This is a genomic window from Aeromonas sp. QDB25, assembly GCF_027707725.1.
GTDB classification, from domain to species: Bacteria; Pseudomonadota; Gammaproteobacteria; order Enterobacterales; family Aeromonadaceae; genus Aeromonas; species Aeromonas caviae.
Genome location: NZ_JAPCIZ010000008.1, coordinates 39,094 through 63,204, shown reverse-complemented (window position 1 = coordinate 63,204; position 24,111 = coordinate 39,094). Strand labels below are relative to the sequence as shown.

Below are 24,111 nucleotides of genomic sequence, written 5' to 3'. Positions count from 1 at the left end.
GGATGGCAGCGCAAGACAGGGAGTTGTGATGGAGATACATGAAATACGGCCGGGCATGACCTGCCTGACCCGTGAAGGGACAGCCTATGTGCTGGAGGTGGACAGACAGAGTCTGCTGGTGCTCTTGCAACGGGAGGATGAGACCATCCCGGTACAGGTGCGCAGCGATGACATTCTGGGGCCCATTGCCGGCGACTAGGGAAGGAACGTGACGGAGGGCGACCACAGAGGCCCTCCCTTTGTTGCAAGAACGCCCATCCCTTCGGGACGTGTCAGCCTCGTCAGAAGGGAACCAGAAAGAGCAGCTCGGCCAGGTCGGGCTGCCACTGCCACTCCCGCATCCTGACCCGCCCGCCAATCACGGGCACCCCCTCCTCCTGCAGCAGCCCCGCTTGCTTGTCAAAGCCTGCGGATCCTTTTGGCAGCGAAATGGTGCCTGCCGCCCCCAGCACCCGGTGCCAGGGCAGCACCTTGTCGGTCTCCCGCAAGACTTTTCCCACCAGTCGTGCCCGTCCGGGCAGGCCCGCGAGATCCGCCACCTGGCCGTAGCTCACCACGCGGCCGGGGGGGATCAGGGCGAGGATCGCCTCGATGCGGGCCGTCTTGTCCAGGGGGGGCGCGTTTGTTCTCATGATGATGGCTCGTCAAAAACAGCAGAAGCGCCATTGTGGCGCTTCTGTCATGGGGCTTGCAATCTGTCAGCCGAAGGTCTGGCTCAGTCCCCTGAGCTCGCGGGCCCGCCTGAGCAGCTCCTGGCTGGAGTCGTCCACCGCCTGGATCTTCTGGCTGTTGGCGCGGGAGTATTCGGAGATCTGGTGGATGTTGCGGCTGATCTCCTCCACCACCACCTGCTGCTGCTCCGCGGCGGCGGCGATCTGGGTGGAGAATTCGGTCACCTGATCGATTTCCCCCAGCACCAGGTGCAGGTTGCCTGATCCCTGGCGGGTCATCTCGACGCATTCCCGGGTCTGGGCCAGGTTGTCCTGCATCATGCCCTGCCAGCGCTCCAGGGTGTGCTGGATCTGGCTGATGCTGCCCTGGATCTGCTCGGTCGCCTTGTGGGTACGGGTCGACAGGGTGCGCACCTCGTCCGCCACCACCGCAAAGCCGCGCCCCTGCTCGCCGGCACGGGCGGCCTCGATGGCGGCGTTGAGGGCCAGCAGGTTGGTCTGCTCGGCGATGCCCTGGATTTCACCCATCACGCTGCCAATGCGCTCCGACTCGCTGGCGAGCTCCACCGCGGAGTGGAAGGCCTGCTCCGCCTGGCTGGCCAGCCTGGTCATCTGCTGCTGGGTCTGGTCCAGCTGTTCCACCGTGCTCTGGCAACTGCTGCGAGCCTCGGTCACCTGGCCGTTGGTGTCCTGGATGTTGCGGGCAATCTCGTGTGCGGTGCTGGCCATCTGGGTCATGGCGGCCGCCATCTGCTGGGTCTGGGCATCCTGCTCGTTGATGTCGAGGAAGGCGCGGTGTGAGGAGTCCTGCAGATCGGTTGCCAGGGCCTGAAGCGGATGGGTGGCATCGTCGACCCGCCCCAGCACGGTGCGGATCCGGGCTTGCAGCATCTTCAGGTGAAAATCGGCGATGGCCCCCGGGGCATCCCCCGAATAGACCAGCCGGGTCAGGCTGTCATATTGCTGACCGAGCTGCCTGAGATAGCGGGGCAGGGCGATGAGCTCGCGCCAGTAGGCGCCCGCGATGGCGAGGGGGGGGAGCAGCATCAGCAGCGCGGTGAGGGGGCCCTGGGTGAGGGCGGCCCAGACCAGCAGCGCCAGCAGCGGCAGGCCGAGCATCAGCGGCCTGAAACGGCGCAGCGAGGGGCGGGCCGGGGTGCCCCGTTGCTCGGCCGAAAGCAGGGCCCGATAGGCCTGGGCGGCAGCCTGCTTGAGCTGGGGGTCGGGCTTGCAGCGCACCGACTGGTAGCCGCTTATCTTGCCGTGCTCGTAGATGGGGGTGACGTAGGCGTCGACCCAGTAATAGCGGCCATCCTTGCAGCGGTTTTTCACCACTCCCCGCCAGGGGTTGCCCTCCTTGAGGCGATCCCAGAGATCGGCGAAGGCGGCCTTGGGCATGTCGGGGTGGCGAACCAGGTTGTGGTTGTGGCCGACCAGTTCATCGACCTGGTAACCGGCGATGCGGCAGAAGGCGGGGTTGGCGTAGGTAATGACGCCGCGCAGATCCGTGGTGGAGACGAGTTGCACGTCGGCGGGAAATTCCACTTCACTGTCCACGACCTGGGCGTGTTTGCGGGCCATAAGGGTAAGCTCCGATCTGTTTGCTGATTGTTATTGTGGCGGAACCGCAGGGAGATGCATCCCCTGTCTGGTTTCATCGGGGGCCTTATTTTGCCAACAAAGGCAGATGAAAAGTAGGGGCTAGGTTGGGTTTTTGTTGTTGATGGGTAAAAAAACGGCGACCAAAAGGTCGCCGAAAAGAAAAAGATAACACTACCTCTGTGGCACCCGGTAACGCACTTGCAACTGGTCGAGGATGTGCAGCTGGCCGGGCAGACGGGCGACGAAGTGCTCCCACACCTTGCGGGCGGGAGTGCTCCAGGCCACCTCTGCCGTGGCCAGCATGCGCGGGAACAACATGTAGTCGAGACGATCGCGAGAGGTGATCAGTTCCGACCACAAGGGGCTCAGCACCCCCAGGATGTTATCGTTGGCATGGAAATCGGCCGGGGCAGGATCGCATGCATGCACCTGCGCCAGGTTGAGGGTACCCGCCCAGTAGAGTCCCGGCTCGTGGATGTCCTGACTCCAGGCAAGATCCAGATAGAGGTGCTGGGCAGGCGCCATCACCACGGGGTAACCGGATGCGGCGGCATCCAGGCCGGCCTGGAAGCTGGTCCAGGCGAAGACGGTGGCCTCCCGGCTCACCTTGTCACCGTGCAGTATCTCTTCCCACCCCAGCATCTGTTTGCCCTTGCCAGCCAGGTAGTGCTGGCAGTGGCGCAGCAGGTGCCCCTGCAGCTCGCGGCAATCCTGATACCCCTGCTCGGCCATCAGCTGCTGGCAGGCGGGACTGTCGGTCCAGACGCCGGTGGGCACTTCGTCCCCCCCCATGTGAACCTGACTCCCTGGGAAGAGATCGCACACCTCGTCCATCACGGCGTCCAGGAATCGATAGGTGCCGGGCAGGGCCGGGTTAAGCACGTTGTCGTCGAAATATTGCACCGAGAGGTAGCGGGAGCGGTCTGCCTCTTCCACCAGCAGCTCGGGCAGCGCCTTGATGGCGGCGTGACAGTGCCCCGGGATGTCTATTTCCGGAATGATGGTGATGCCAAGCCCGGCGGCGTAGGCGACCAGCTCGCGCACCTCGCTCTGGGTGTAGTAACCGCCATAAGGGTCGGGGCCGCCGCTCAGCTGGGGCCCCACCGCCAGGCCATGGCCGCGCCAGGCACCCACGGCGGTCAGCTGGGGGAAGGCCTTGATCTCAAGGCGCCACCCCTCGTCATCGGTGAGGTGCCAGTGGAAGCGGTTGAACTTGTAGAGGCTCATCTGCTTGAGCAGGCGCTTGAGGGTGGCGATGGAGTGGAAGTGGCGGGCACAGTCGAGGAAGATGCCGCGAAAACCGAAGCGCGGTGCATCCCGCACCGTCAGGCAGGGCAGGCTCTCTCCGTGTTGCAGCGCCCACTGGGTCAGGCTCACCAGCCCGTGGCGCCAGCCCGCCTCGCCGGCGGCCCGGATGACGATCTCCTCAGGGGTGATGGTGAGCTCATACCCCTCGGGGGGAAGTGTCGCCTCGACGAGGTGGATCTCCGCATCATGATCCTGGGTCAGGGCCAGGCCTGTCAGCTCGTTGAAATGGGCTAGCAGGGAGGCGAGGGGAACGGGGCCGTCGACGTGGGCCCGCTCGGCCAGCCGGAAGTTGCCTTCTGTATAAATCAGGTGGGCGGGCTGGGGCACGAGGCCGTTGACGGCCTCCACCTGTGGCAGGTCGGGGCCCGGGGAGGGCGGGTTGGTCAGGCCAAGGTCTTCCCCCTCCAGCACCAGGGGTTGCAGCTGTCCCTTGCTCTCCAGGCTCAGGAAGAAACCCTTGGGCATATCGGAGTCATGCTTGAGCGGGGTGTTGCGACAGCAGAAGCGCAGCTCGCTCACCCCCTCGTGGGGCACCATGACCTTGTAACTGCCGCTCTGGCGCTCCAGAGCGCCCCCTTCGATCGAGTGGGGATCGATCTGGCGGGCGAGGCAGAAATGGAGTTTCCAGGGGGCTGCTGGCAGTTGGCTCAGGGTGAAGCGAAACCAGACATCGTCACCGTCACGGTGATCGACCCGGGTGTGGATCAGGGGTGCGGACATGGGAATTCCTCTGATGGGGTGAAGGAAACGGGAACCTGTCCCGCAGGTGTTGTCGGCCCGACCAGGCTCAGGGATGCAGACATGGCAGCGCCTCCGTCCTGGCAAACAGGATGGCCCCCTCCAGCGCGTCGCGCTTGGGGGCGACCAGATGGAAGTGGCCCAGACGGGGGGCGAGGCGCGTGCCGATGCCGCCCAGCAGGGCGATCCGGTCTGCCCCGAGCTGGGTCATGCCCTCCAGCAGCATGCCGAGCTGGGCACAGGTCTCATCCAGCAGGGCGGTGGCGAGCTCGTCCCCGTCGCTCGCGGCATCGAATACCCAGGGGGCGAAGCTGCCATAGTCGGCCGGGATGGCGCGTGCAGCCCAGCGCACTACCTCGGCCTGATCCCGCTTGAAGTGATCCATCAGACGCACCGCCAGGGTGCTGGGGGGCAGGATGCCGTCGTGGCAGAGCAGGGACTGCTGGATGGCACGCAGCCCGAGCCAGGCGCCGCTGCCGAGATCTGAGACGGGGAAGCCGCGACCCGAGCAGGTGCGAAGACGTCCCTCCCGGTAGATGAGCCCCGCCGAGCCGGTGCCCGCGATCAGGATGGCCCCCTCCTGGCCGTCGAAGGCGCCGAGGCAGGCACCAAAGGCATCGGAGGTGAGCTTCACCCGCGCAAACGGGAAGGGCATGGTCAGCATGGCGTGGTAGCAGTCGGCGAGCTCGGCGGAGGCGAGTGCGAGCCCGACTCCCATCCGCTGTTCGCTCTCTCTGGGCAGACCCGCGTCGATGCGGGCCTGATCGATGGCAGCCAGCACATGGCCGTGGGCGAGGGCGATGCCCAGCTCCAGATTGGAGCCGGCGGCGCGCCCCTCGCCGAGCAGCTTGCCTGCGTTGTTGCGAATGCGGGCCCGGGTGTGGGTGCCGCCGCCATCCACCCCGACCCAGAACTCAATCATGGGGGCCTCCCTGCGCGCTTTGCCAGGTGATGGCCAGGGTAAACCTGGCTGGCGGTATGGAGGATCCAGGACTCTCCCCGGTGCCAGTGATGTGTGAACCGCTCTCAATCATGGTGGCCTCCTTGTGCGCTCTGCCAGGTGATGGCCAGGGCGAACCAGGCGGCGTGCGGGATCCATTGCTCCCCCCAGCGCCAGTTCTGATCCAGCCGATCCTTGTACGCCTCTGGAATAAAGGCCACGTCATTTTCGTCATCGAAGCCGGCGGTGATGCCGTTGCAGATCCCCCCCTGTGCATTGGGGTAGCCGGCGGTGTATTCCGGGTTGTTGATGCCCTGACCCGCCAGCATGCAGGCGTTGAAGGGGTTTCTCCCCAGGATCCAGTCGAGCTGCTGCTGGCCGAAGGTGCGCAGCAGTGCGCACTGCCCGGGCAGGTGCTGTGCGGCAGCAAACGCCATGGTGGCCAGCGATGCCAGCCGGGCGTTCTCCCCCTGCCACCAGTAACCGGATTCGTTGTGGTGGGGCATGAAAAAGCTCACCCGGGGCGCCTCATCGACCCCTTTCACATACTGGCGGGCGAGAGCGAAGGGATTGCCTGCCCGGGCCGCGAGGGCCAGCTCGGCCGCCAGGGCCTGCTCGGCGACGGTCCTGGCCGCCCACTGGCGCGCCGGATCCGGCTCGATGGCGAGATACTCCAGCAGCGCCAGCACCGGCAGGCCCGCCTCGGCGGCGTGGTAGTAGGGGCGAGAGCCATCGTCGTTGGCGGCCCAATGGTGGCAGAGATCGGGGTGGGCGCGCTGGCGGGCGCACAGCCGGCCGGCCCGATCCCGCGCCTCGGCGAGCCACTCGGCGCCCAGCGTTCTGGTGAGCTCGACCGCCGCCAGCAGGGAGCAATAGTCGTCGATGATGTTCTCGACCCCGTCATCCAGGTAGGCGAGGTTGTGCTCGCGCAGGTGCAGGTAGCCGCGTCTTGCCGCCTCGGCGTACTGGCTTGTGTCAAGGTCGCCGCCAATCGGTTCCCGGGCGGCGCGGGCCAGGGCGGCGATGGCCATGCCGCCCCCCTGGCGAAAACCCGCCTGCCAGCGGGCGGACTTGATCCCCTGCTGGGTCGCATAGGCGCACAGCTCCCGCTGCTCGGGATCCTTGCTCCACTTGTCGAACAGGGTCATGTAGAAGAAGCCGCGCTCGTCCTGCATTCGGCAGAGAAAATCCGCCCCGTGCAGCCCCTCGTCATTGAGCCGTTTACACAGGTTCATCCCGTCGATATCGCGACGTGTCGCCAGGAGTTCCCTGCACTTGAGCAGGGACCAGACCACCATGGGGGTCTGCTGGGGATTGAGGTAGTTGGCGTAGGATAGGTGACTCAGGTACTTGCTCATGTCGCCGCTGGCGTCGAACCAGCCGCCATGTACGTCCCGGCGCTGATCGGTGCCAAAGAGGCGTGCCCTGCGGTCCGCCCGGTCGAAGGTGCCGCTGGCGCGTTGTCCCTTGAAGTAGTGGATAACATCGGAGAGGCAGCGGCGCGCCAGCAGCCCTCGGTCGATGGCAAAGGGGGGGGATCGCACCAGACGCTCCTGCGCTCCCGTGGTCACGACGGCCTCCAGCCGGTAGTGGTCGGGCTCGGTGAAGGCGGAGAAATCGGCCCGCCAGTAGTGGCGCCCCTGCCAGCCGGGGACGCATCCCGCTGCCACCAGCGGCGTCTCCAGCAAAAGGTGGTCGTCCTGCTGGCGCAGCAACCTGACGTGGCCGCGGATATCGAGGTCGGCGCCGCACTGCAGCAGGGCGCTCTTCTCCCCGTGACATTCGTAACCCACCTGGTTGATCAAAAGTTCCATCAAGGTCTTACTCCGAAGGCTCGCCCCTGACGGGCGAGGCTCATTGCGGGGCCTTGCGGCCCCGACGCGAGGCATGGCCGGGCGACGGCGCCCGGCCGCGGGCCTGCTTACCCCTGTTCGTGGAGGTAGCAGCGCACGAAGTGGTTGTCGGCGAGCCGGGTCACCGGGGGCAGGCTCTCCTTGCAGCGGGGCATGGCCTGATGGCAGCGCCCGGCAAAGGGACAGCCACGGGATTCCGGGGTCCAGAGCGGGATTTCCCCCTTGCGGCCTCCCTCCAGCTCGGCGTGGATGCTCTTCTCGGGATCCGGCACCGCCGAAATGAGCAACTGGGTGTAGGGGTGCTGGGGGTGGTGCAGGATCTCGTCCACCTCTCCCCACTCCACCATGTGACCCACGTACATCACCGCCAGATCTTCCGCCACGTAGCGGGCGGTGGCGATGTCGTGGGTGATGTAGAGCATGGAGACGCCGAGCTCGTTCTTCATCTGCTCCATCAGGTTGAGGATGCCGATGCGAATGGAGACGTCGAGCATGGAGGTGGGTTCGTCCGCCAGCACCACTTCCGCCTCCACCGCCAGGTTGCGGGCGATGTTGACCCGCTGGCGCTGGCCGCCGGAGAGCTGGTGCGGGTACTTGGCCGCGGTCGCCTTGGCGGGGGTCAGCCCCACCTTTTCAAGGAGGCCATAGACCATGTCGGGCAGATCCCGCTTGTCGCTCACCTTGCTGTGCAGCAGCAGGGGACGGGCGATGTGGTGGTAGATGGTGTGGGTCGGATTCAGTGAACCGAACGGATCCTGCCACACCATCTGCACGCTCTGGCGATAGTCCAGCAGGGCGGTGCCCTTGTTGAACTCCTCCAGGTCGCGGCCACGGTAGAGGATGCGGCCGTTGGAGAGCTTGTACATCTTGGCGATGATCTTGGCGATGGTGCTCTTGCCGGAGCCGGATTCCCCCACCACTGCCAGGGCGCGGCCCCGGTGCAGGTTGAAGGTGATGTCGGACAGTGCCCGCATCTTGCCGCTCTTGATGGCGTTGGAGTTGACGGCGAAGTCCTTGTAGAGGTGCTGGACCTCGATGATGGGCGCGTCGGTTTGGGCGATTTGCATGACAGACATCCTTAACAGCCAGCGGCCTTGTCCAGATGGATCGGAAGATCCGGTTGTTCCTCTGCTGCCTCATGAAGGTGGCAGGCAGCCTGTTGGCCGGGCCGGATCTCGGCCAGCCGGGTGTATTCCTGGCGGCAGCGCTCGTGCACCTTGGCGCAGCGTGCCTGGAAGCGGCAGCCCACCGGCACCTCCAGCAGATTGAGTGGGCTGCCAGGGATCCCCTCCAGCACGGTCTTGGGCCCATGCAGGGGGGGGAAGGAGTTGCCAAGGCCCCGGGTGTAGGGGTGCAGGGGCGCGGTCAGGATCGCCTTGGCCGGCGCCACCTCCACCAGTTCCCCCGCGTACATGATGCCGATGCGATCGCAGAACTCGACCATGAGCGAGAGGTCGTGGGTGATGAACAGGATGGAGAAGTTGAACTTCGCCTTGAGCGCATAGACCTTCTGCAAAATCTCCCGCTGCACCACCACGTCGAGCGCCGTGGTGGGCTCGTCCATGATCAAGAGCTCGGGGTTGAGGGCCATGGCGATGGCGATCACCAGCCGCTGGCGCATGCCGCCGGAGAACTGGTGCGGGTAGTCCTTGAGCCGGCTCGGGTGGATGTCGACGATCTCCAGCAGCTCCTGGGCGCGCTTGATCGCCTCATAGCGGGTCATGCCGGGGTTGTGGGCCAAGAGCACGTCGCAGAACTGCTCCTCCATGCGCAGCACGGGGTTGAGCGCATTCATGGCGGACTGGAACACCACGCTCGCCTGGCGCCAGCGGTAGCTGCGCAACCGCTCGTCGTCGAAGGCGAGGATGTTCTCTCCCTTGAACAGGATCTCGCCGCCGCTGATGTAGGCGGGCGGCTTGTGCAGCCTAGCCACCGAGAAGGCGACCGTGGACTTGCCGCAACCGGACTCGCCGGCGAGGCCGAACACCTCACCCGGCATGATGTCAAAACTGACCGAATTGACGACGCGCACGTCGCCGCTCTCGGTGATGTAGTCGACACAGAGCTGGCACACCGACAGCAGGGGTTGTTGCGGCTTCATGCTGTCTTCTCCTGAGCAGTGATGGGAGTGGCAAGCTGCTTCCAGCGACGCAGGCCCTTGTGGGAACGAAGTTGCGGGTTGGCGATTTCGTCGATGGCGAAGTTGAGCATGGCGAGACCCGCCCCCAGGGCGGCGATGGCAAAGCAGGGGGCCAGGATCTCCCACCAGGCACCCACCAGGATGGCGCTCGAGGTCTGGGCGTTGTAGAGCATGATGCCCCAGCTCACGACGGTGGGGTCGCCAAGGCCCAGGAACTCCAGGGTCGCCTCGGTGACAATGGCGTAGATGATGGATCCGATGAAGCTCACCCCGATGATGGAGATGAGGTTCGGCAGTATCTCCACCAGGATGATGCGCCAGGCCGGTTCACCCAGCACCTCGGCGGCGATGACGAACTCTTTCTCCCGCAGGGCCAGGGTCTGGGCGCGGATGACCCGGGCACCATAGGCCCAGGAGGTCAACCCTATGATGAGGGCGATCACCATGGGGGAGGCCTCTCCGATGAAGCTTGCCAGCACCAGCAACAGGGGGAGGTTCGGGATCACCAGCACCACGTTCATCAGGAAGGTGAGGCACTCGTCCACCACGCCGCCGAAGTAGCCGGCGGTGATGCCCACCGTGATGGCCAGGGCGCACACCAGCAGGCCTGCCCCGAAGCCCACCATCAGGGAGATGCGGGCGCCGTTGGTGAACTGGGCCCAGAGATCGTGGCCCATGCGGTTGGAACCCATCACCAGCTCCATGCTGGGGGGCTGGTGGGGGCGGGCGACCCGCTTGGTGGGTTCGTTGCTGGCGAGCAGCGGGGCGAACAGGGCCATCAGCACGAAGGTGACCACGATGGCGAGGCCGAAGGCGGCCTTCTTGTTACCCAGCAGGATTTTCAAGATAGTCGGCATACGCATCTTATTTGCCTCCTGTACGCAGACGGGGATCCAGGAAGACGTAGAGCACGTCCGCCAGGAAATTGAAGCTGAGCATGGTGATGGTCATGATGAGCAGTTGCCCCTGGATGAGGGGGTAGTCACGGGCCAGGATGCCCTGATAGAGGGTCAGTCCCAGGCCGGGGTAGTTGAAGATCACCTCGGTGATGAGGGATCCGCCGATGACGAAACCGAGTGCCATGGAGAGGGCTGTGACGCTGGGCAGCACGGCGTTGCGGGCGCCGTAGTTGAAGATCACCCGGTTGCTGGAGAGCCCCTTGGCCTTGGCCATGGTGATGTAGTCCTCGCCCAGGAGGTTGATCATGTTGTTGCGCATGGTGATGAGAAAGCCCCCTACCTGCACCGCGGCCAGGGTGCCCACCGGCATGATGGCGTGCAGCAGGATGCTCTTGATGTGTTCCCAGCCAAAATCGGCGGGGATCTCGGGGCTGTAGGCGTAGCCGATGGGCAGCCAGCCGAGGCTCACTCCGAACAGGAAGAGGGCGAGCAGAGAGACCACCACGGGGGGGATGGCCTGCATCACCAGGGTGAGCGGGGAGAGGATGCTGTCCATGCGTCCGCCCCGGTACCAGGCGGCGAAGATGCCGACGATGGAGCCGATGGAGAAGCTCAGAATGGTGGAGGTGCCCACCAGGAACAGGGTCCAGCCGATGGCGCGGCCGAGGACGTCGGCAACCGGTTGGGGGTAGTAGCGCACCGAGGTGCCGAGATCCCAGGTGAAGACGCTCTTCACATAGGTGAGAAACTGGGTGCCGATGGGGCCGTCCACGAAACCGAAGGTGGCTTTGAGGGCTTCCAGCGCGGCGGGTTCCATCATGGCGCCGGCCCGGGCAAACATGACGGAGACGGGGTCCCCCGGCATGGCTCTGGGTAGCAGGAAGTTGATGGTGGCGGCCACCAGGAAGGCGACCAGATAGAAGGAGAAGCGTCTAAGTATAAATCCCATGGTGATACCTTTTACTGCAAGCCTGCCCCGCGCCGGGCAAAGCTCCCCCAACCCCGGCAGGTGCGGGGGATGGAAGACATGGCGGGGAAGAGGGCCCCCCGCAGGGGGCCGGGGTGATTAGCTGTTTGGCTTGAGTGACAGCACGTGCAGCAGACGCTCCGGAGTGTCCGGGTGAACCTGCGGCTTGGCGACCGGGTTGTCGGCACTGAACCAGCCATTGAAGCGCTTGGTGCTGTATTCGTACCAGGTCGGGTTGTTGAACACCGGGATGATGGTCTGGTTGGCCCCGACACGCTCCTGGATGGCGAACATGATCTCCTTCTGCTTGGCCGCATCGGCGGTCTGGGTGAAGTCGTCAATCAGCTTGTCGAGCTCGGGATCCTTGTAGCGGGGCGCCGCGAAGCGGTTGCCGCGCTCACCCATGTTGCGGGAGTGGAAAGCGGTCTCGAAGTACTTGTGCGGGTTGGCACCGGCAAAGTAACCCTGCAGGGCGACGTCGAAGTCACCGGTGATCAGGGACTCGGTCCAGACGGTGGCTTCCGGGGTGGCGGTCTTGGCGTTCAGGCCCAGGGCCTGCAGGCTTTCGACCCCGATCTGGACGGTGTTGACCCAGTCGGTCCAGCCGTTCGGTACCAGCACCTTGAACTCGATCTTCTTGCAGCTCGGGGTGTCGAGGAACTTGTCGCCGTCACAGTCCTTGTAGCCCGCCTGTTTCAGCAGGGCCTTGGCCCCTTCCAGGTCGAACTTGTTGTACTTGCCGTACTTCTTCTCGACGTCCGGGTTGTCCCAGGAGGCGAATGCCTTGCCAAGCCCTGACGGGTACTCGTTGACGGTGGGGTAGCCGTAGCCCGCGATGTCCACCATGGACTGGCGGTCCATGGCCATGGAGAAGGCGCGGCGGAAGTTGATGTCGTTGAAGGCTTCGTGGTTGCCCGGGTTCTTGCTCTGGAAGTTGACGTTGAACGCCACTGTGCCGGAGGCGGGGAACCAGTACTTGTTGTTCTTGGGATCGTTGCCGACGTAGAGGCGCTCGATGTCCGGCACGAAGGAGCCGAACCAATCCACGTCACCCTTCATCACGGCGGCCAGTACCTGGTCGTTGGTGGCCATTTGCGGCATGCGCAGGCAGTCGATGGAGAGGCTGGCGTTGTCCCAGTAGTGCGGGTTGCGGCACTGGGTGTAAAGCTGGGCGGAGAAGTTGTCCACTTCGGTGAAGGGACCGGTCCCGACCGGCTTGTCGTTGGTGAAGGCCACCGGGTCTTTCACCGACTTCCACTGATGCTCCGGCACGATGGGCACCAGCACCAGGTCGTTCACCACGTTGGTGTTGATCTCGGCCAGGTCGAATTTGACCTTGTGGTCACCCAGCTTCTCGACACCCTTGATCTGGGTCCAGATGGAGCGCTCGTCCAGCGCCTTGTTGGCCTTGACCAGGTTGAAGGAGAAGAGGATGTCGTCGGCGGTGAAGGCTTCACCATCGGACCACTTGACCCCTTCGCGCAGGTCGAAGGTGACGGATTTCAGATCATCGCTGAAGGCGTAGTGGGTGGCCAGACGATAGACGGGTTTGCCACCCTGCATATCGTTGAAGATCACCAGCGGCTCATAGATGAAGTGACGGGTGGTGTGGAGCAGACCCGCTTGCAGGAAGGGGTTGAAGTTCTTGACCCATGCGGTTTCCTGCTGGGCAACCAGGGTCAGCACCGTCTTGTTGTCGGCGGCCATGGCTGTACCGGTGGCACCGGCAAGCAGAGTTCCCAGCATGACTGAGGTTGCGATTTTGGATACTTTGGCAAGCATATTTTTTCCTTTCTTATTGGTCTTCCATGGTTTTGGAATGGAGCACCGACATCGCATGCTTGGATACCGGCCCTCGCTGTTGGTCAGGTTTTGCACCCTTGTAGTTGTGTCGTCCAACGCCCTTAGAAAAGCAGAATTAACAGGAAAACAACAACTCTTCATTTCGTCGATATCGTAAAAATTGCACGGCGCACGTCATTATCGTCAAAATGCATTTTAAATCCTTTTAAATTATAAAGTTGCATTAATTCTCACAAAGTAAAAAGTCACCTTGCCACTCCCTGTTACAACGATAATGTGAGCTGGATCGTGCTCGTTTTTTCCCCGTTGACACGGCTTATTTTTGCGCAGGAAACAAGCGGCTCATGTGGCAGGAGAGAAGTGTGCGCTGGTTCACGGGCGCGTGCGAAAAGAGGGAGGGGAGGGAGATCGGTGATGAGGGGCGGGACAGGGGATGACAGGGGGGCATGCAAGAGCCTGACGGGCGGCGGACATTAAAAAAGCCAGTCGGTGAGACCGACTGGCTTTGAGGGGGAGTGGCGTGATTATTCCACCAGGCTGGCCCAGAGGTCGTACTCGTCCGCTTCGTCGATGCGGACCTTGACCATGTCGCCGGGCTTGAGGCCGGTTTCACCGTTCAGGTAGACCAGGCCGTCGATCTCGGGGGCATCGGCGGCGGAGCGGCCGGTGGCGCCCTCTTCGTCCACCTCGTCGATCAGCACCAGCATCTCTTTGCCCACTTTACGGGCCAGCTTGCGGATGGAGACCTGCTGTTGCAGCTCCATGAAGCGCTGGAAGCGTTCTTCCTGCACCTCGGCCGGCACCGGATCCGGCAGCTCGTTGGCCTTGGCACCCTCGACCGGGCTGTATTTGAAGCAGCCAACTCTGTCCAGTTCCGCCTTGTCGATGAAGTCCAGCAGCATCTGGAACTCTTCCTCGGTCTCGCCGGGGAAGCCGACGATGAAGGTGGAGCGCAGGGTGATCTCGGGGCAGATCTCGCGCCACTTCTGGATCCGCTCCAGGGTGCGCTCGACGGAGCCGGGGCGCTTCATCAATTTGAGGATGCGCGGGCTGGCGTGCTGCAGCGGGATGTCGAGGTAGGGGAGGATCTTGCCGTCGCGCATCAGGGGGATGACGTCATCCACGTGCGGGTACGGGTAGACGTAGTGCAGGCGCACCCACATGCCGAGCTTGGCCAGCTCTTCGCACAGGGCCACCATGCTGGTCTTGACCGGCATGCCGTCGTAGAAACCGGTGCGGTGCTTGACGTCCACGCCGTAGGCGGAGGTGTCCTGGGAGATCACCAGGATCTCCTTCACGCCAGCCTCTTTCAGGCGCTTGGCCTCGGCCAGCACTTCGCCGATGGGACGGCTCACCAGATCCCCGCGCATGGAGGGGATGATGCAGAAGGTGCAGCGGTGGTTGCAGCCTTCGGAAATCTTGAGATAGGCGTAGTGGCGCGGGGTCAGCTTGACGCCGTGGGCCGGCACCAGGCTGGTGAAGGGGTTGTGGGTGGGTTTTTCCACGTATTTGTGGACGTGGCCCAGCACCTCTTCATAGGCGTGGGGACCTGTGATCTCGAGCACCTTGGGGTGGATCTCGCGGATCTGGTTCTCTTTGGCACCCAGGCAGCCGGTGACGATCACCTTGCCGTTCTCGGCCAGGGCTTCACCGATGGCTTCCAGGGACTCCTGCACCGCGCTGTCGATGAAGCCGCAGGTGTTGACCACCACCAGCTCCGCATCGTCATAGCTGGGCACCACGTCGTACCCTTCGGTACGCAGCTGGGTCAGGATGCGTTCGGAATCGACCAGGTTTTTGGGGCAACCCAAGGAGACGAATCCTACTTTGGGGGCCTGTTTTGTGTTGGACATCGCTCAATCACTCTTAGGTGGCTCTTATTCAAGGGCGCGGATTTTACCGGAATGGCTAACCAAAAACTATACAGCCGACACGTCGGAAGCGAACAATCTCTTTGCCCGGGGACGCGGTGTGGGGCGGGCGTGACATGACCACGGGCAGGGAGGGAGCCGTCGCCAGTGCGGGCGGGATCACGATCCCTGTGCGCCGTCACCATTTGGCAGGAGGGGCAAAACGGGTGTCACTATACTCCCAACAGGCCTACAGAAGGATGTGCGGGATGGAGAGTTCATTTGGTGAGAAAGTGCAGAATGTGCACGCCACCCTCAGGCAGCGGTTTGACAAGTTGAGCCGGGTGGCGATCGCCATCTACGACCCGCAGACGGACCAGCTCAAGACCTTTGCCCACAGCACGGACGGGGGCTCGCCGCTGTTGCAGTACGAGGTCAGGCTGAGCGAGGTGCCTTCCCTGCGCTACCTGGCCGAGCACCAGCAGCCCAGGGTGCTCGATACCCTGGATTCCCTGCTGGGCTCCCCCTCCGAGCACAGCCGCAAAGTGCTGGCGGCCGGGTACGCGTCGAGCTATACCGAGCCGCTGCTGCTCAACAGTCGCTTGTTCGGCTTTCTGTTTTGCGATGCCAAAGAGCTCGGTTACTTCGATGGCGCCATTTGCGGTGAGCTGGCGGCCTATGCCCAGATCCTGGCGGCCATCATCGCGGTGGAGTTCTTTTCCATCCAGACCCTGAACGGGGCCCTGACCACGGTGCGGGAGTTCAGCCGCTACCGGGACGAGGAGACCGCCAATCACCTGCACCGGATGTCGGCCTATTCGCGGTTCATCGCCCGGGAGGTGGCAGCCCATTACCCCTTGAGTGACGAGGAGGTGGAGTTCATTCACCTCTTCTCCGAGCTGCACGATATCGGCAAGATTGCGGTGCCCGACGCCATCCTGCTCAAGCCGGGCAAGCTCACGGCCGAGGAGTACGGGGTGATGAAGACCCACCCCTTCAAGGGACGGGAGATGATCGCCCTGATGATCCGCGAGTTCGGCCTCGACGGCATCCATCACACCGACATGCTGAAGAACATCATCGCCTACCACCACGAGCGTTTCGACGGTCAGGGTTACCCGGAAGGACTGGCGGGGGAGGCGATCCCCCTGGAAGCCCGCATCGTCGCGGTGGCGGATGTGTTTGACGCCCTCACCAGCGAGCGACCCTACAAGCAGGCCTGGCCCCTCGAAACGGCCTTTGAATACCTCAAGACCCATGCCGGCAGTCAGTTCGACCCTGTCTGCGTCGCGGCGGCGCTGCAAAGCCGGGAGGCGTTTTGTGCCATCCATCGGCAATATCGGGATCCCGTGATCACCTGATTGCGCCCCTCTCTCCTCCCCGGTTTCTCCCGGATTCCCCAGGCCCCGTCATCTGACGGCGGGGCCCTGGGGCCCTCTCTCGTTTCATCGCCTTTAGGTGCATCCGGCGCCGGGGTTGTTCTGCGGCATTGCGGCATTGCGGCTTTGCGGCGAGGCAGGGCGCCACGGTGAGCGGGGCGGCCAACGGGAGGATTGTCCGGGGTAAGGTCATAAGAGTGCCTTATAAAAAGAGGCCAGATATTAGCCATATGACTGGCATGAGGCCGCTAGTGGGCACGACATGGCCGGGGCGGCGCCTCTGGCGGCCTGTTCCGCCGCGATGTCGGCTCGGTGGTGACACTTTGATCATTTCAATAATTCTTGTATAGTTGAAATGAAGCATCCAAGGGGGGAGACCCATGAACAAAGAGACGGCCACCAAGGTCTTTGAATCACTGGCTTCCGGGATCCGGCTCGAGGTGTGGCGGCTGCTGGTCAAGGCCGGGCTGGAGGGGCGGGTCGCGGGGGAGCTGGCCGGCGAGCTCGACATCGCCCCCAATACCCTCTCGTTTCACCTCAAGGGGATGCTCAACGCCGGGTTGCTGTCGGTGGAGCAGGAGGGGCGCTTTCTGCGCTACCGCGCCAACATCCCCCTGATGCTGGGGGTGATCGCCTACCTCACCGAGGAGTGTTGCGCTGGTCATCCCGAGGCGTGCGGCCTGCTGCCCGCCGGGCCCGGCAGCGCTTCCCGCGCCGAGGGGTCGTCGCCCTGCTGCGGCGAGTCGTAACGGGCCAGGGCGGGCTGTCGATGCCCATGCGCCGTGTCATTCATCTATCCAACCTGGGGTGCGAGCGTGGATCGCACCGGGAGTCATCATGTCTGCAAGCTGTGAGGCCAAGGCAGCCCCTGCCATCGGCTTTTTTGAACGTTATCTGACCGCCTGGGTCGCCCTCTGCATCCTGGTGGGCATTGGTCTGGGGCAGGGGTTACCGAGCCTCTTCAAGGCCATCGGCGCCATGGAGGTGGCCAGGGTCAACCTGCCGGTGGGGCTGCTTATCTGGGTGATGATCATCCCCATGCTGCTCAAGATCGACTTTGGCGCCCTGCACCAGGTGAAGGGGCACCTCAAGGGAATCGGGGTCACCCTCTTCATCAACTGGCTGGTCAAGCCCTTCTCCATGGCCTTCCTCGGCTGGCTCTTCATCCGCGTGCTGTTTGCCGACTGGCTGCCAGCGGATCAGCTGGACAGCTACGTGGCTGGGCTGATCCTGCTGGCAGCGGCCCCCTGCACCGCCATGGTGTTTGTCTGGAGTCGCCTCACCAACGGCGATCCCTACTTCACCCTGTCGCAGGTGGCGGTGAACGACCTCATCATGGTGTTTGCCTTTGCCCCGCTGGTGGCGCTGCTGCTCGGGGTCTCCAGCATAGTCGTGCCCTGGGATACCCTGCTCACCTCGGTGGTGCTCTACATCGTCATCCCTGTCATCCTCGCCCAGCTGCTGCGCAAGGTCTTGCTGAGAAAGGGGCAGGCCCATTTTGACGGCGTCATGACCCGCATCCAGCCCTGGTCGGTGGCGGCCCTGCTGCTCACCCTGGTGCTGCTGTTCGCCTTTCAGGGCAACGCCATCATCGAGCAGCCGCTGGTCATCGCCCTCCTGGCGGTGCCCATCCTGATCCAGGTGCTGTTCAACTCCGGGCTCGCCTACTGGCTCAACCGCAAGGTGGGGGAGAAGCACTCGGTGGCTTGCCCTTCCGCCCTGATCGGGGCCTCCAACTTCTTCGAGCTGGCGGTGGCCGCCGCCATCAGCCTGTTCGGCTTTCATTCCGGTGCGGCGCTCGCCACCGTGGTCGGGGTGCTCATCGAGGTGCCGGTCATGCTGCTGGTGGTGCGCGTGGTCAACGCCAGCAAACCCTGGTACGAGGCGGGGCTAAGCCGCTAACGGATGGCGGCTAACCCATTTCTATTCACTTGAGTCATGAGAGACAGGCAAATGAGTGCAATCACCCTCTATCACAACCCGGAGTGCGGCACCTCCCGCAACACCCTCGCGCTGATTCGCAACAGCGGCGTGGAGCCCACCATCATTCATTATCTGGAGACGCCCCCCTCCCGCGACGAGCTGGTTGCCCTGATCGCCGCCATGGGCATGCCGGTGCGCGATCTGCTGCGTAAGAACGTGCCCCCCTACGAGGCGCTGGGGCTGGCGGAAGATCGCTTCAGCGATGACGAACTGATCGATGCCATGCTGGCCCACCCCATCCTCATCAACCGGCCCATCGTGGTCACCCCCCTCGGCACCCGGCTGTGCCGCCCGTCGGAGGTGGTGCTCGATATCCTGCCCGACCCGCAGCAAGGGGCCTTTGCCAAGGAGGATGGCGAGCAGGTGGTGGACGGTCAGGGCAAACGGCTTCGTTGAGCCCCTGCGCGTCAGCGTCTGACCCGCGCCGGGGGGATGCCCTTAACGGGCAGGCGCCAGATCTGCTACTGTGACCTTCGACTCATCACAGAGGGTGGAAACAATGAAGATTCGATTCCTGGTGATAGCCACGGCACTGGCGCTGGCCTCGACCCCCAGTCTGGCCGACTGGGCAAAGCTGAAGGAGGCCGCCTCCGAACTCGGTACCGCGGTGAGCGATACCAGCAAGGAGGCGTGGAAAGGGATCACCGATTTTTCCAAGGAGACCTGGGAGTCGGTGTCCAGCTGGGGGGCCGAGGCCTACAACAAGGCGGGGGCCTGGACGGCAGAGAGTGCGGCCACCGGCAAGGAGTGGCTGACCGCCGCCGACAAGAAGCTCGACACCATGCTCGAGCCCAAGACCCCGGAGGAGGCGAGAACCGCCCTCGATACCATGGCCGATACCGCCCTGGTGCGGCTGTTCAACGAGCAGCCTTCGGCCAAGTTGCTGTTTGACAAGGCTTATGGCTATGCGGTGTTCGACTCGCGCAAGTTCTCCCTGATGATCCACACCAATCAGGGGGCCGGGGTCGCCGTCAATCGCACCAGTGGCAAGCACACCTACATGAAGATGTTCGGTGCCGGTCTCGCGGCCGGGATCGGCGGCAAGTTCTACCAGCAGGTGATCCTGTTCGAGGACAAGGCGAGGTTCGATGCCTTCGTCAGCAAGGGGTGGGAAGCCACCTCCGAGGTGGGCGCCGTGGCGGGCAAGGAGAGCGCCGAGCTCACCGCTAAGTACAATGGGGGCATGGCCATCTACCAGATTGGCGAGAAGGGGCTGTTGCTGGACGCCAACATCTCGGGCTCCAAGTACTGGCTGGATGATGACCTGAACAAGTGATCCCTGCCGATCTGACTCGTTTTTTCTTGGAGGAGATCGAGGTGCACTCTGTTTAATTGTCGGGACTTGCAGTAAAAAGAGGGCCTTGGGCCCTCTTTTTCATGGGCGCCGCACAGAGTCCAGCGACAAGGAGAGCAAGATGACCCATGAGGCCGAACAGGAGCGGATGGCTGCCCACCGCCGGGAGTGGGACAAGCAGAGCATCTATCTGCGCCTGCAGGAGGGGATCCCGGCCGCGTTCTGGGTCTGGGGGGATCTGGTGGCACCGCTCGAACCCTGCCTGACACAGAGTGATCAGGGGGCATCCTTCGGTTGGGGGGAGGCCGACGAGGCCAGCCTGGCGCTTTCCCATGCCATCATCGCCAGGCTGGTGAGCGTGGGGCTGGTGGCCCCCGAGCAGGCGGGGGAGAAGGCCTGCTACCTGCGCGACGAGGTGCTGGCCAAGCTGCCTGCAGGCGAGCACTACGATCTGCACCTGAGTTACCTGCGGCTGCTGCTGGGCGATCCCCCCGGATCGGCAACCTGATCCCCGGATGGCCGGTGCCCGCCGGCCTGATCGCGCCCCGCTTTTATCCCTGATCTCGAGATCTCGCTCTGGTTGGCACCTTTATTGCTTTAAGCCAGTCAGTGTCAATGATTTGTCTGGGAAGGGAAGATGGAAATTAGCGCAAGCAGCCTGATGCAAGAGATGCAGGCCCTCAAGGTGGAAGCCGGTGCCACGCCGTTGACCCAGCCCGGTCGTCCGGTCAGTTCGGATTTCGGCCAGATGCTGCAACAGGCCCTGGACAACGTCAACGAGTTGCAGGGCACCGCCAACGATCTGCGTACCCGCTTCGATCTCGGCGACAAGTCGGTGGATCTCTCCCAGGTGATGATCGCCGGCCAGAAATCCTCCATCGCCTTCGAGGCGACGGTGCAGGTGCGCAACAAGATGGTCGATGCCTACAAGACCATCATGAACATGCCGGTGTAACTCGGGCCCATGGCGACCGAGCATCATGAAGATGTCAGCAACAAGGACATAAACCGTGGCAACTGATCAAAACGGCGATCTGCTGATCAACAACGAGGGGGCGGCCGCCCTCGACGAGCACGAGCAGAAGAGCTCGGCGCTGGGCTTCCTGTCCAACACCGATGTGTTGCGCCAGATCACCCTGATCCTGGGGCTGACCATCTGTCTGGCCATCGCCGTCTTCATCCTCTTGTGGGGCAAGGAGCCGGAGATGCGTCCCCTCGGCACCTTCACCACCCAGGAGCTGGTCTCCACCCTGGATTACCTGGATCAGCAGAAGATCCCCTATCAGGTGGATGGCAAGAGCGTGCTGGTCAGTGCCGAAAACTATGCGGACATCCGGTTGCGCCTGACCCGCGCCGGTCTGGCCAACAACAGCGACGCCAGCAACGACGGCGAAGCCATCCTGCTCAAGGACTCCAGCTTCGGCGTCAGCCAGCGCATGGAGAGCGAGCGCCTGAAACTGAGCCGCGAGCGTCAGCTGGCGAGCGCCATCGAGCAGTTCCAGAACGTCGCCAAGGCCCAGGTGCTGCTGGCCATCCCGAAAGACAACGTGTTCGCCCGCAACGAACGCAAGCCCAGCGCCACCGTGGTCCTGAGCCTCAAGGGCAACGCCCTGGGCCAGGGTGAGGTGGACTCCATCGTCGACATGGTCGCCTCCGCCGTTCACGGTCTGGAGCCGACCCGCGTCACCGTGACCGACCAGAACGGTCGCCTGCTCAACTCCGGCTCCCAGGATCCCCTCTCTGCCCAGACCCGCAAGGAGTTTGCGATGCAGCAGAAGCAGGAGCTCGAATACAAACAAAAAATTGACGCCATCCTGATCCCGGTGCTGGGGGCCGACAACTATACGGCGGAGGTGGATCTCTCCCTCGACTTCTCCCAGCAGGAGCAGACCCGCAAGACCTACAACCCGGACCTGCCGGCGGTGCGCTCCGAAATGACCATGGAAGAGAACAGCGCCAGCGGCAGCAACGGCGGGGTACCCGGCGCCCTCTCCAACCAGCCGCCCGCCGCGTCCAACATTCCCGAGCAGGCTGCCGGCGGGGAAGGAACCGCCTCTTCCGGCCGTTCCCGCAAGGAAGCGACCCGCAACTTCGAACTGGACACCACCGTCAGCCACATCCGGCGCCAGCAGGGCGGCATTCGCCGCATGACGGTGTCGGTGGCGGTAGATTACAAGGCCATCCCCGGCGCCGACGGTGCCGTGACCCGGGAAGCCCGCAGCCAGGCCGAACTCGATACCCTGCGCCGTCTGCTGAGCGGCGGTCTGGGCTTTGACGTGACCCGGGGGGATACCCTGGAGGTGGTCGCCATTCCGTTCAACCGCCCGGAACTCGAGACCGTGGCCGACATCCCCCTCTACGAGCAGCCCTGGTTCTGGCGCGCGGTGCGCATCGCCGCCTCCGTGCTGGTCATCATAGTGCTCATCGTCACCGTGGTGCGGCCCATGCTCAAGCGCCTGCTCTACCCGGACGCCAAGCCGGAAGGGGAGCTGGACTTCGACAACCACACCGTGCTGGGTGGCGACGACGAACTGAGCCTGCTGGCCGCCCAGGCCGAGGCAGAACCGGTATTCGGTCTGCGGGATGGTCAGCTCAAGCTGCCTGACCTGCACCGTGACGAGGATCTGCTCAAGGCCGTGCGCGCCCTGGTAGCGAACGAACCTGACCTGGCCGCCCAGGTCATCAAAGAATGGGTAACCAAAGATGCCTGAAGAGAATAAAAGCCAGGTCACCGGCAACGACATCACCGAAAGCCAGCGCCTGATCCTGGATCAGATGGGGGGCATGGAGATGGCGGCGGTGCTGATGCTGAGCCTCAACGAGGAGGACGCGGCCCAGATCTTCCGTCACCTCGAGCCCAAGCAGGTGCAGCGGCTCGGCATGTCCATGGCCTCCATGTCGGATTTCAGCCACGATCGGGTGGCGGCGGTGCATCGTCAATTTATCGACGACATCCAGAAGTACACCAACATCGGCATCGGCAGTGAAGACTTCGTGCGCAAGGCCCTGGTGGCGGCGCTCGGGGAGGACAAGGCCAGCAACCTGGTGGATCAGATCATCCTGGGATCAGGTGCCCGCGGCCTCGACTCCCTCAAGTGGATGGATGCCCGCCAGGTGGCCAGCATCATCCAGAACGAGCACCCGCAGATCCAGACCATCGTCCTCTCCTATCTGGAGCCGGAGCAGTCCGCCGAGATCCTGAGCCAGTTCCCGGAGCAGGTGCGCCTGGATCTGGTGATGCGCATCGCCAATCTCGAAGAGGTGCAACCGGCGGCGCTGCAGGAGCTCAACGACATCATGGAGAAACAGTTCGCCGGTGCGGCCGGTGCCCAGGCGGCCAAGATGGGCGGCCTGAAGGCGGCGGCCAACATCATGAACTACCTGGACACCAACATCGAAGGGCAGCTGATGGACTCCATCCGCGAGTCGGACGAGGAGATGAGCCAGCAGATCCAGGATCTGATGTTCGTGTTCGAAAACCTCATCGACGTGGACGATCGGGGCATCCAGACCCTGCTGCGGGAAGTGCCCGGGGATCTGCTGCAACGGGCCCTCAAGGGGTCGGACGACCAGATGCGGGAAAAAGTATTCAAGAACATGTCCAAGCGGGCCGCCGAGATGCTGGCGGACGACCTCGAGGCCATGGGGCCGATCCGGGTCTCCGAGGTGGAGGCCGCCCAGAAAGAGATCCTCTCCACGGCGCGCCGCCTGGCGGATGCGGGCGAGATCATGCTGGGGGCGGGTGGTGGCGAAGAGTTCCTCTAAGCCATGGGCCATGGAATGTGCGATGATGTCGGCCCCTGTACCCGGCCCTCGATAGGAGTCTCTTCGGCACATGAATGACAAGAACAGCAAACTGCGCGGCTATCTGAGGCCCGAGTCCGACACGGCGCAGATTGAGACCTGGGGCTGGCCAGAGATGGAGACCGAAGCCGAGGTCGAGACCAATGCCCTGGGGCTGGCTCCTGACTGGTATCGTCAGGAGCAGGCCGATGCGGCCCTGCCGGAAGAACAACCCGAAGAGCCCGCCCCCAGCATCACCGCCGAAGAGGTGGAGGCGATTCGTCAGGCCGCCTGGGAAGAGGGGATGCGCGATGGGCGCGAGGCCGGTTTTGCCAAGGGGCTGGAAGAGGGCAAGCTCGAAGGCTTGCAGCAGGGCCACCAGGCCGGGCTGGAGCAGGGCAGGGAAGAGGGACTCGCCATGGGACGGGAGCAGGTGGAGCTGGAGATAGCCCGCTGGCAAGCCCTGGTCTCACGTCTGGCCACTCCCCTTGGCGAGATGGACGAGGCGGTGGAGCAGCAGCTCATCGCCCTGGTACAACAGCTCGCCCGCGCCCTCATCCGCCATGAGGCGCAAACCTCCCCCACGCTGCTGCTGGAGGCTCTCAAGCAGGGGTTGGCCCTGCTCCCTGCCGCCGAGCAGGGGGTCACCCTGATGCTGCACCCGGAGGATGTGATCCGGGTAGAGGCCGCCTTTGGCGCCGAGGAGTGCGCCAGGCGCCACTGGCGGCTGCAAAGCGAGCCCACCTTCTCCCCCGGCGATCTGCAATTGGCCACCGAGCTTTCCAGCATTGATCTCACCCTCTGTGGGCGCATCGATCAACTGCTGCGCAACTTCCTGCGTGACAACGCGAGCTGAGCCATGGCCCGGTTCGAACCCGTCGTGCAGCGCCCTGCTGACGGC

22 protein-coding genes are annotated in these 24,111 nt (G+C 63.8%); 11 read left to right on the top strand and 11 right to left on the bottom strand.

Annotated features, from left to right (window positions below; all coding sequences use genetic code 11):
* Window positions 1-28: 28 nt before the first annotated feature.
* The gene (locus PG883_RS04610) at window positions 29-199 is read left to right on the top strand and encodes a hypothetical protein (RefSeq protein ID WP_164882955.1); all 171 of its coding nucleotides are present in this window, start codon (window positions 29-31) and stop codon (window positions 197-199) included.
* Window positions 200-281: 82 nt separating this feature from the next.
* On the opposite strand, the gene PG883_RS04605 is transcribed toward PG883_RS04610, so the two are convergent.
* The 11 genes from PG883_RS04605 to rimO form a co-directional block, all read right to left on the bottom strand.
* The gene (locus PG883_RS04605) at window positions 282-632 is read right to left on the bottom strand and encodes an MGMT family protein (RefSeq protein ID WP_039040524.1); all 351 of its coding nucleotides are present in this window, start codon (window positions 630-632) and stop codon (window positions 282-284) included.
* Window positions 633-698: 66 nt separating this feature from the next.
* Window positions 699-2,252: a methyl-accepting chemotaxis protein gene (locus PG883_RS04600; protein ID WP_041212609.1), complete on the bottom strand. Its 1,554-nt coding sequence runs from the start codon at window positions 2,250-2,252 to the stop codon at window positions 699-701.
* Window positions 2,253-2,444: 192 nt separating this feature from the next.
* Complete coding sequence (locus tag PG883_RS04595) at window positions 2,445-4,301, bottom strand: beta-N-acetylhexosaminidase (RefSeq protein WP_203762722.1); 1,857 nt, start codon at window positions 4,299-4,301, stop codon at window positions 2,445-2,447.
* 67 nt (window positions 4,302-4,368) lie between these two features.
* Window positions 4,369-5,241 (bottom strand): BadF/BadG/BcrA/BcrD ATPase family protein, encoded by an 873-nt coding sequence (locus PG883_RS04590; protein WP_161653611.1) that lies wholly within the window; start codon window positions 5,239-5,241, stop codon window positions 4,369-4,371.
* A gap of 104 nt (window positions 5,242-5,345) precedes the next feature.
* Complete coding sequence (locus tag PG883_RS04585) at window positions 5,346-7,073, bottom strand: glycoside hydrolase family 9 protein (RefSeq protein ID WP_270806991.1); 1,728 nt, start codon at window positions 7,071-7,073, stop codon at window positions 5,346-5,348.
* A 107-nt stretch (window positions 7,074-7,180) separates the two neighbouring features.
* On the bottom strand, window positions 7,181-8,179 hold the full coding sequence (locus PG883_RS04580; protein ID WP_039040529.1) for an ABC transporter ATP-binding protein: 999 nt from the start codon (window positions 8,177-8,179) through the stop codon (window positions 7,181-7,183).
* Between the two features lie 11 nt (window positions 8,180-8,190).
* On the bottom strand, window positions 8,191-9,213 hold the full coding sequence (locus tag PG883_RS04575) for an ABC transporter ATP-binding protein (RefSeq protein ID WP_270806990.1): 1,023 nt from the start codon (window positions 9,211-9,213) through the stop codon (window positions 8,191-8,193).
* The gene (locus tag PG883_RS04570; protein ID WP_202015442.1) at window positions 9,210-10,115 is read right to left on the bottom strand and encodes an ABC transporter permease; all 906 of its coding nucleotides are present in this window, start codon (window positions 10,113-10,115) and stop codon (window positions 9,210-9,212) included. The genes PG883_RS04575 and PG883_RS04570 overlap by 4 nt, the downstream gene beginning before the upstream one ends.
* A gap of 1 nt (window position 10,116) precedes the next feature.
* A complete protein-coding gene (locus PG883_RS04565) occupies window positions 10,117-11,100 on the bottom strand; it encodes an ABC transporter permease (protein WP_010673905.1) in 984 nt (327 codons plus the stop codon).
* 117 nt (window positions 11,101-11,217) lie between these two features.
* Complete coding sequence (locus tag PG883_RS04560) at window positions 11,218-12,900, bottom strand: ABC transporter substrate-binding protein (RefSeq protein WP_270806989.1); 1,683 nt, start codon at window positions 12,898-12,900, stop codon at window positions 11,218-11,220.
* Between the two features lie 545 nt (window positions 12,901-13,445).
* Window positions 13,446-14,774 (bottom strand): 30S ribosomal protein S12 methylthiotransferase RimO, encoded by a 1,329-nt coding sequence (gene rimO / locus PG883_RS04555; protein WP_041215595.1) that lies wholly within the window; start codon window positions 14,772-14,774, stop codon window positions 13,446-13,448.
* Window positions 14,775-15,040: 266 nt separating this feature from the next.
* On the opposite strand from rimO, the gene PG883_RS04550 reads away from it, so the two are divergent.
* From PG883_RS04550 to fliH, 10 genes are all read left to right on the top strand, one after another.
* Complete coding sequence (locus tag PG883_RS04550) at window positions 15,041-16,132, top strand: HD-GYP domain-containing protein (protein WP_109113209.1); 1,092 nt, start codon at window positions 15,041-15,043, stop codon at window positions 16,130-16,132.
* A gap of 398 nt (window positions 16,133-16,530) precedes the next feature.
* On the top strand, window positions 16,531-16,899 hold the full coding sequence (locus PG883_RS04545; RefSeq protein ID WP_039039917.1) for an ArsR/SmtB family transcription factor: 369 nt from the start codon (window positions 16,531-16,533) through the stop codon (window positions 16,897-16,899).
* A gap of 88 nt (window positions 16,900-16,987) precedes the next feature.
* Entirely contained in the window at window positions 16,988-18,052 is a 1,065-nt protein-coding gene (arsB, locus tag PG883_RS04540; RefSeq protein ID WP_109112490.1) for an ACR3 family arsenite efflux transporter, read from the top strand.
* A gap of 51 nt (window positions 18,053-18,103) precedes the next feature.
* Window positions 18,104-18,529 (top strand): glutaredoxin-dependent arsenate reductase, encoded by a 426-nt coding sequence (gene arsC, locus PG883_RS04535; protein WP_089503660.1) that lies wholly within the window; start codon window positions 18,104-18,106, stop codon window positions 18,527-18,529.
* A gap of 103 nt (window positions 18,530-18,632) precedes the next feature.
* On the top strand, window positions 18,633-19,409 hold the full coding sequence (gene befA / locus PG883_RS04530) for a beta cell expansion factor BefA (RefSeq protein ID WP_109112489.1): 777 nt from the start codon (window positions 18,633-18,635) through the stop codon (window positions 19,407-19,409).
* Window positions 19,410-19,548: 139 nt separating this feature from the next.
* Entirely contained in the window at window positions 19,549-19,935 is a 387-nt protein-coding gene (locus tag PG883_RS04525; RefSeq protein WP_270806988.1) for a hypothetical protein, read from the top strand.
* Between the two features lie 129 nt (window positions 19,936-20,064).
* Complete coding sequence (gene fliE / locus PG883_RS04520) at window positions 20,065-20,382, top strand: flagellar hook-basal body complex protein FliE (RefSeq protein ID WP_029314161.1); 318 nt, start codon at window positions 20,065-20,067, stop codon at window positions 20,380-20,382.
* A 55-nt stretch (window positions 20,383-20,437) separates the two neighbouring features.
* Window positions 20,438-22,138 carry a flagellar basal-body MS-ring/collar protein FliF gene (gene fliF, locus PG883_RS04515; protein WP_041212623.1) on the top strand — a complete coding sequence of 567 codons (1,701 nt, stop codon included), beginning with the start codon at window positions 20,438-20,440 and terminating at the stop codon, window positions 22,136-22,138.
* Window positions 22,131-23,192, top strand: a complete 1,062-nt coding sequence (gene fliG / locus PG883_RS04510; protein ID WP_010673917.1) for a flagellar motor switch protein FliG — start codon at window positions 22,131-22,133, stop codon at window positions 23,190-23,192. The genes fliF and fliG overlap by 8 nt, the downstream gene beginning before the upstream one ends.
* A 70-nt stretch (window positions 23,193-23,262) precedes the next feature.
* Complete coding sequence (gene fliH, locus PG883_RS04505) at window positions 23,263-24,066, top strand: flagellar assembly protein FliH (RefSeq protein ID WP_270806987.1); 804 nt, start codon at window positions 23,263-23,265, stop codon at window positions 24,064-24,066.
* Window positions 24,067-24,111 lie beyond the last annotated feature (45 nt).

What these genes read in the sequence shown, in the direction of transcription:
- PG883_RS04610 (WP_164882955.1), top strand. Translation starts at nt 29, where the DNA reads ATGGAGATACATGAAATACGGCCGGGCATGACCTGCCTGACCCGTGAA.
- PG883_RS04605 (WP_039040524.1), bottom strand. Translation starts at nt 632, where the DNA reads ATGAGAACAAACGCGCCCCCCCTGGACAAGACGGCCCGCATCGAGGCG.
- PG883_RS04600 (WP_041212609.1), bottom strand. Translation starts at nt 2,252, where the DNA reads ATGGCCCGCAAACACGCCCAGGTCGTGGACAGTGAAGTGGAATTTCCC.
- PG883_RS04595 (WP_203762722.1), bottom strand. Translation starts at nt 4,301, where the DNA reads ATGTCCGCACCCCTGATCCACACCCGGGTCGATCACCGTGACGGTGAC.
- PG883_RS04590 (WP_161653611.1), bottom strand. Translation starts at nt 5,241, where the DNA reads ATGATTGAGTTCTGGGTCGGGGTGGATGGCGGCGGCACCCACACCCGG.
- PG883_RS04585 (WP_270806991.1), bottom strand. Translation starts at nt 7,073, where the DNA reads ATGGAACTTTTGATCAACCAGGTGGGTTACGAATGTCACGGGGAGAAG.
- PG883_RS04580 (WP_039040529.1), bottom strand. Translation starts at nt 8,179, where the DNA reads ATGCAAATCGCCCAAACCGACGCGCCCATCATCGAGGTCCAGCACCTC.
- PG883_RS04575 (WP_270806990.1), bottom strand. Translation starts at nt 9,213, where the DNA reads ATGAAGCCGCAACAACCCCTGCTGTCGGTGTGCCAGCTCTGTGTCGAC.
- PG883_RS04570 (WP_202015442.1), bottom strand. Translation starts at nt 10,115, where the DNA reads ATGCGTATGCCGACTATCTTGAAAATCCTGCTGGGTAACAAGAAGGCC.
- PG883_RS04565 (WP_010673905.1), bottom strand. Translation starts at nt 11,100, where the DNA reads ATGGGATTTATACTTAGACGCTTCTCCTTCTATCTGGTCGCCTTCCTG.
- PG883_RS04560 (WP_270806989.1), bottom strand. Translation starts at nt 12,900, where the DNA reads ATGCTTGCCAAAGTATCCAAAATCGCAACCTCAGTCATGCTGGGAACT.
- rimO (WP_041215595.1), bottom strand. Translation starts at nt 14,774, where the DNA reads ATGTCCAACACAAAACAGGCCCCCAAAGTAGGATTCGTCTCCTTGGGT.
- PG883_RS04550 (WP_109113209.1), top strand. Translation starts at nt 15,041, where the DNA reads ATGGAGAGTTCATTTGGTGAGAAAGTGCAGAATGTGCACGCCACCCTC.
- PG883_RS04545 (WP_039039917.1), top strand. Translation starts at nt 16,531, where the DNA reads ATGAACAAAGAGACGGCCACCAAGGTCTTTGAATCACTGGCTTCCGGG.
- arsB (WP_109112490.1), top strand. Translation starts at nt 16,988, where the DNA reads ATGTCTGCAAGCTGTGAGGCCAAGGCAGCCCCTGCCATCGGCTTTTTT.
- arsC (WP_089503660.1), top strand. Translation starts at nt 18,104, where the DNA reads ATGAGTGCAATCACCCTCTATCACAACCCGGAGTGCGGCACCTCCCGC.
- befA (WP_109112489.1), top strand. Translation starts at nt 18,633, where the DNA reads ATGAAGATTCGATTCCTGGTGATAGCCACGGCACTGGCGCTGGCCTCG.
- PG883_RS04525 (WP_270806988.1), top strand. Translation starts at nt 19,549, where the DNA reads ATGACCCATGAGGCCGAACAGGAGCGGATGGCTGCCCACCGCCGGGAG.
- fliE (WP_029314161.1), top strand. Translation starts at nt 20,065, where the DNA reads ATGGAAATTAGCGCAAGCAGCCTGATGCAAGAGATGCAGGCCCTCAAG.
- fliG (WP_010673917.1), top strand. Translation starts at nt 22,131, where the DNA reads ATGCCTGAAGAGAATAAAAGCCAGGTCACCGGCAACGACATCACCGAA.
- fliH (WP_270806987.1), top strand. Translation starts at nt 23,263, where the DNA reads ATGAATGACAAGAACAGCAAACTGCGCGGCTATCTGAGGCCCGAGTCC.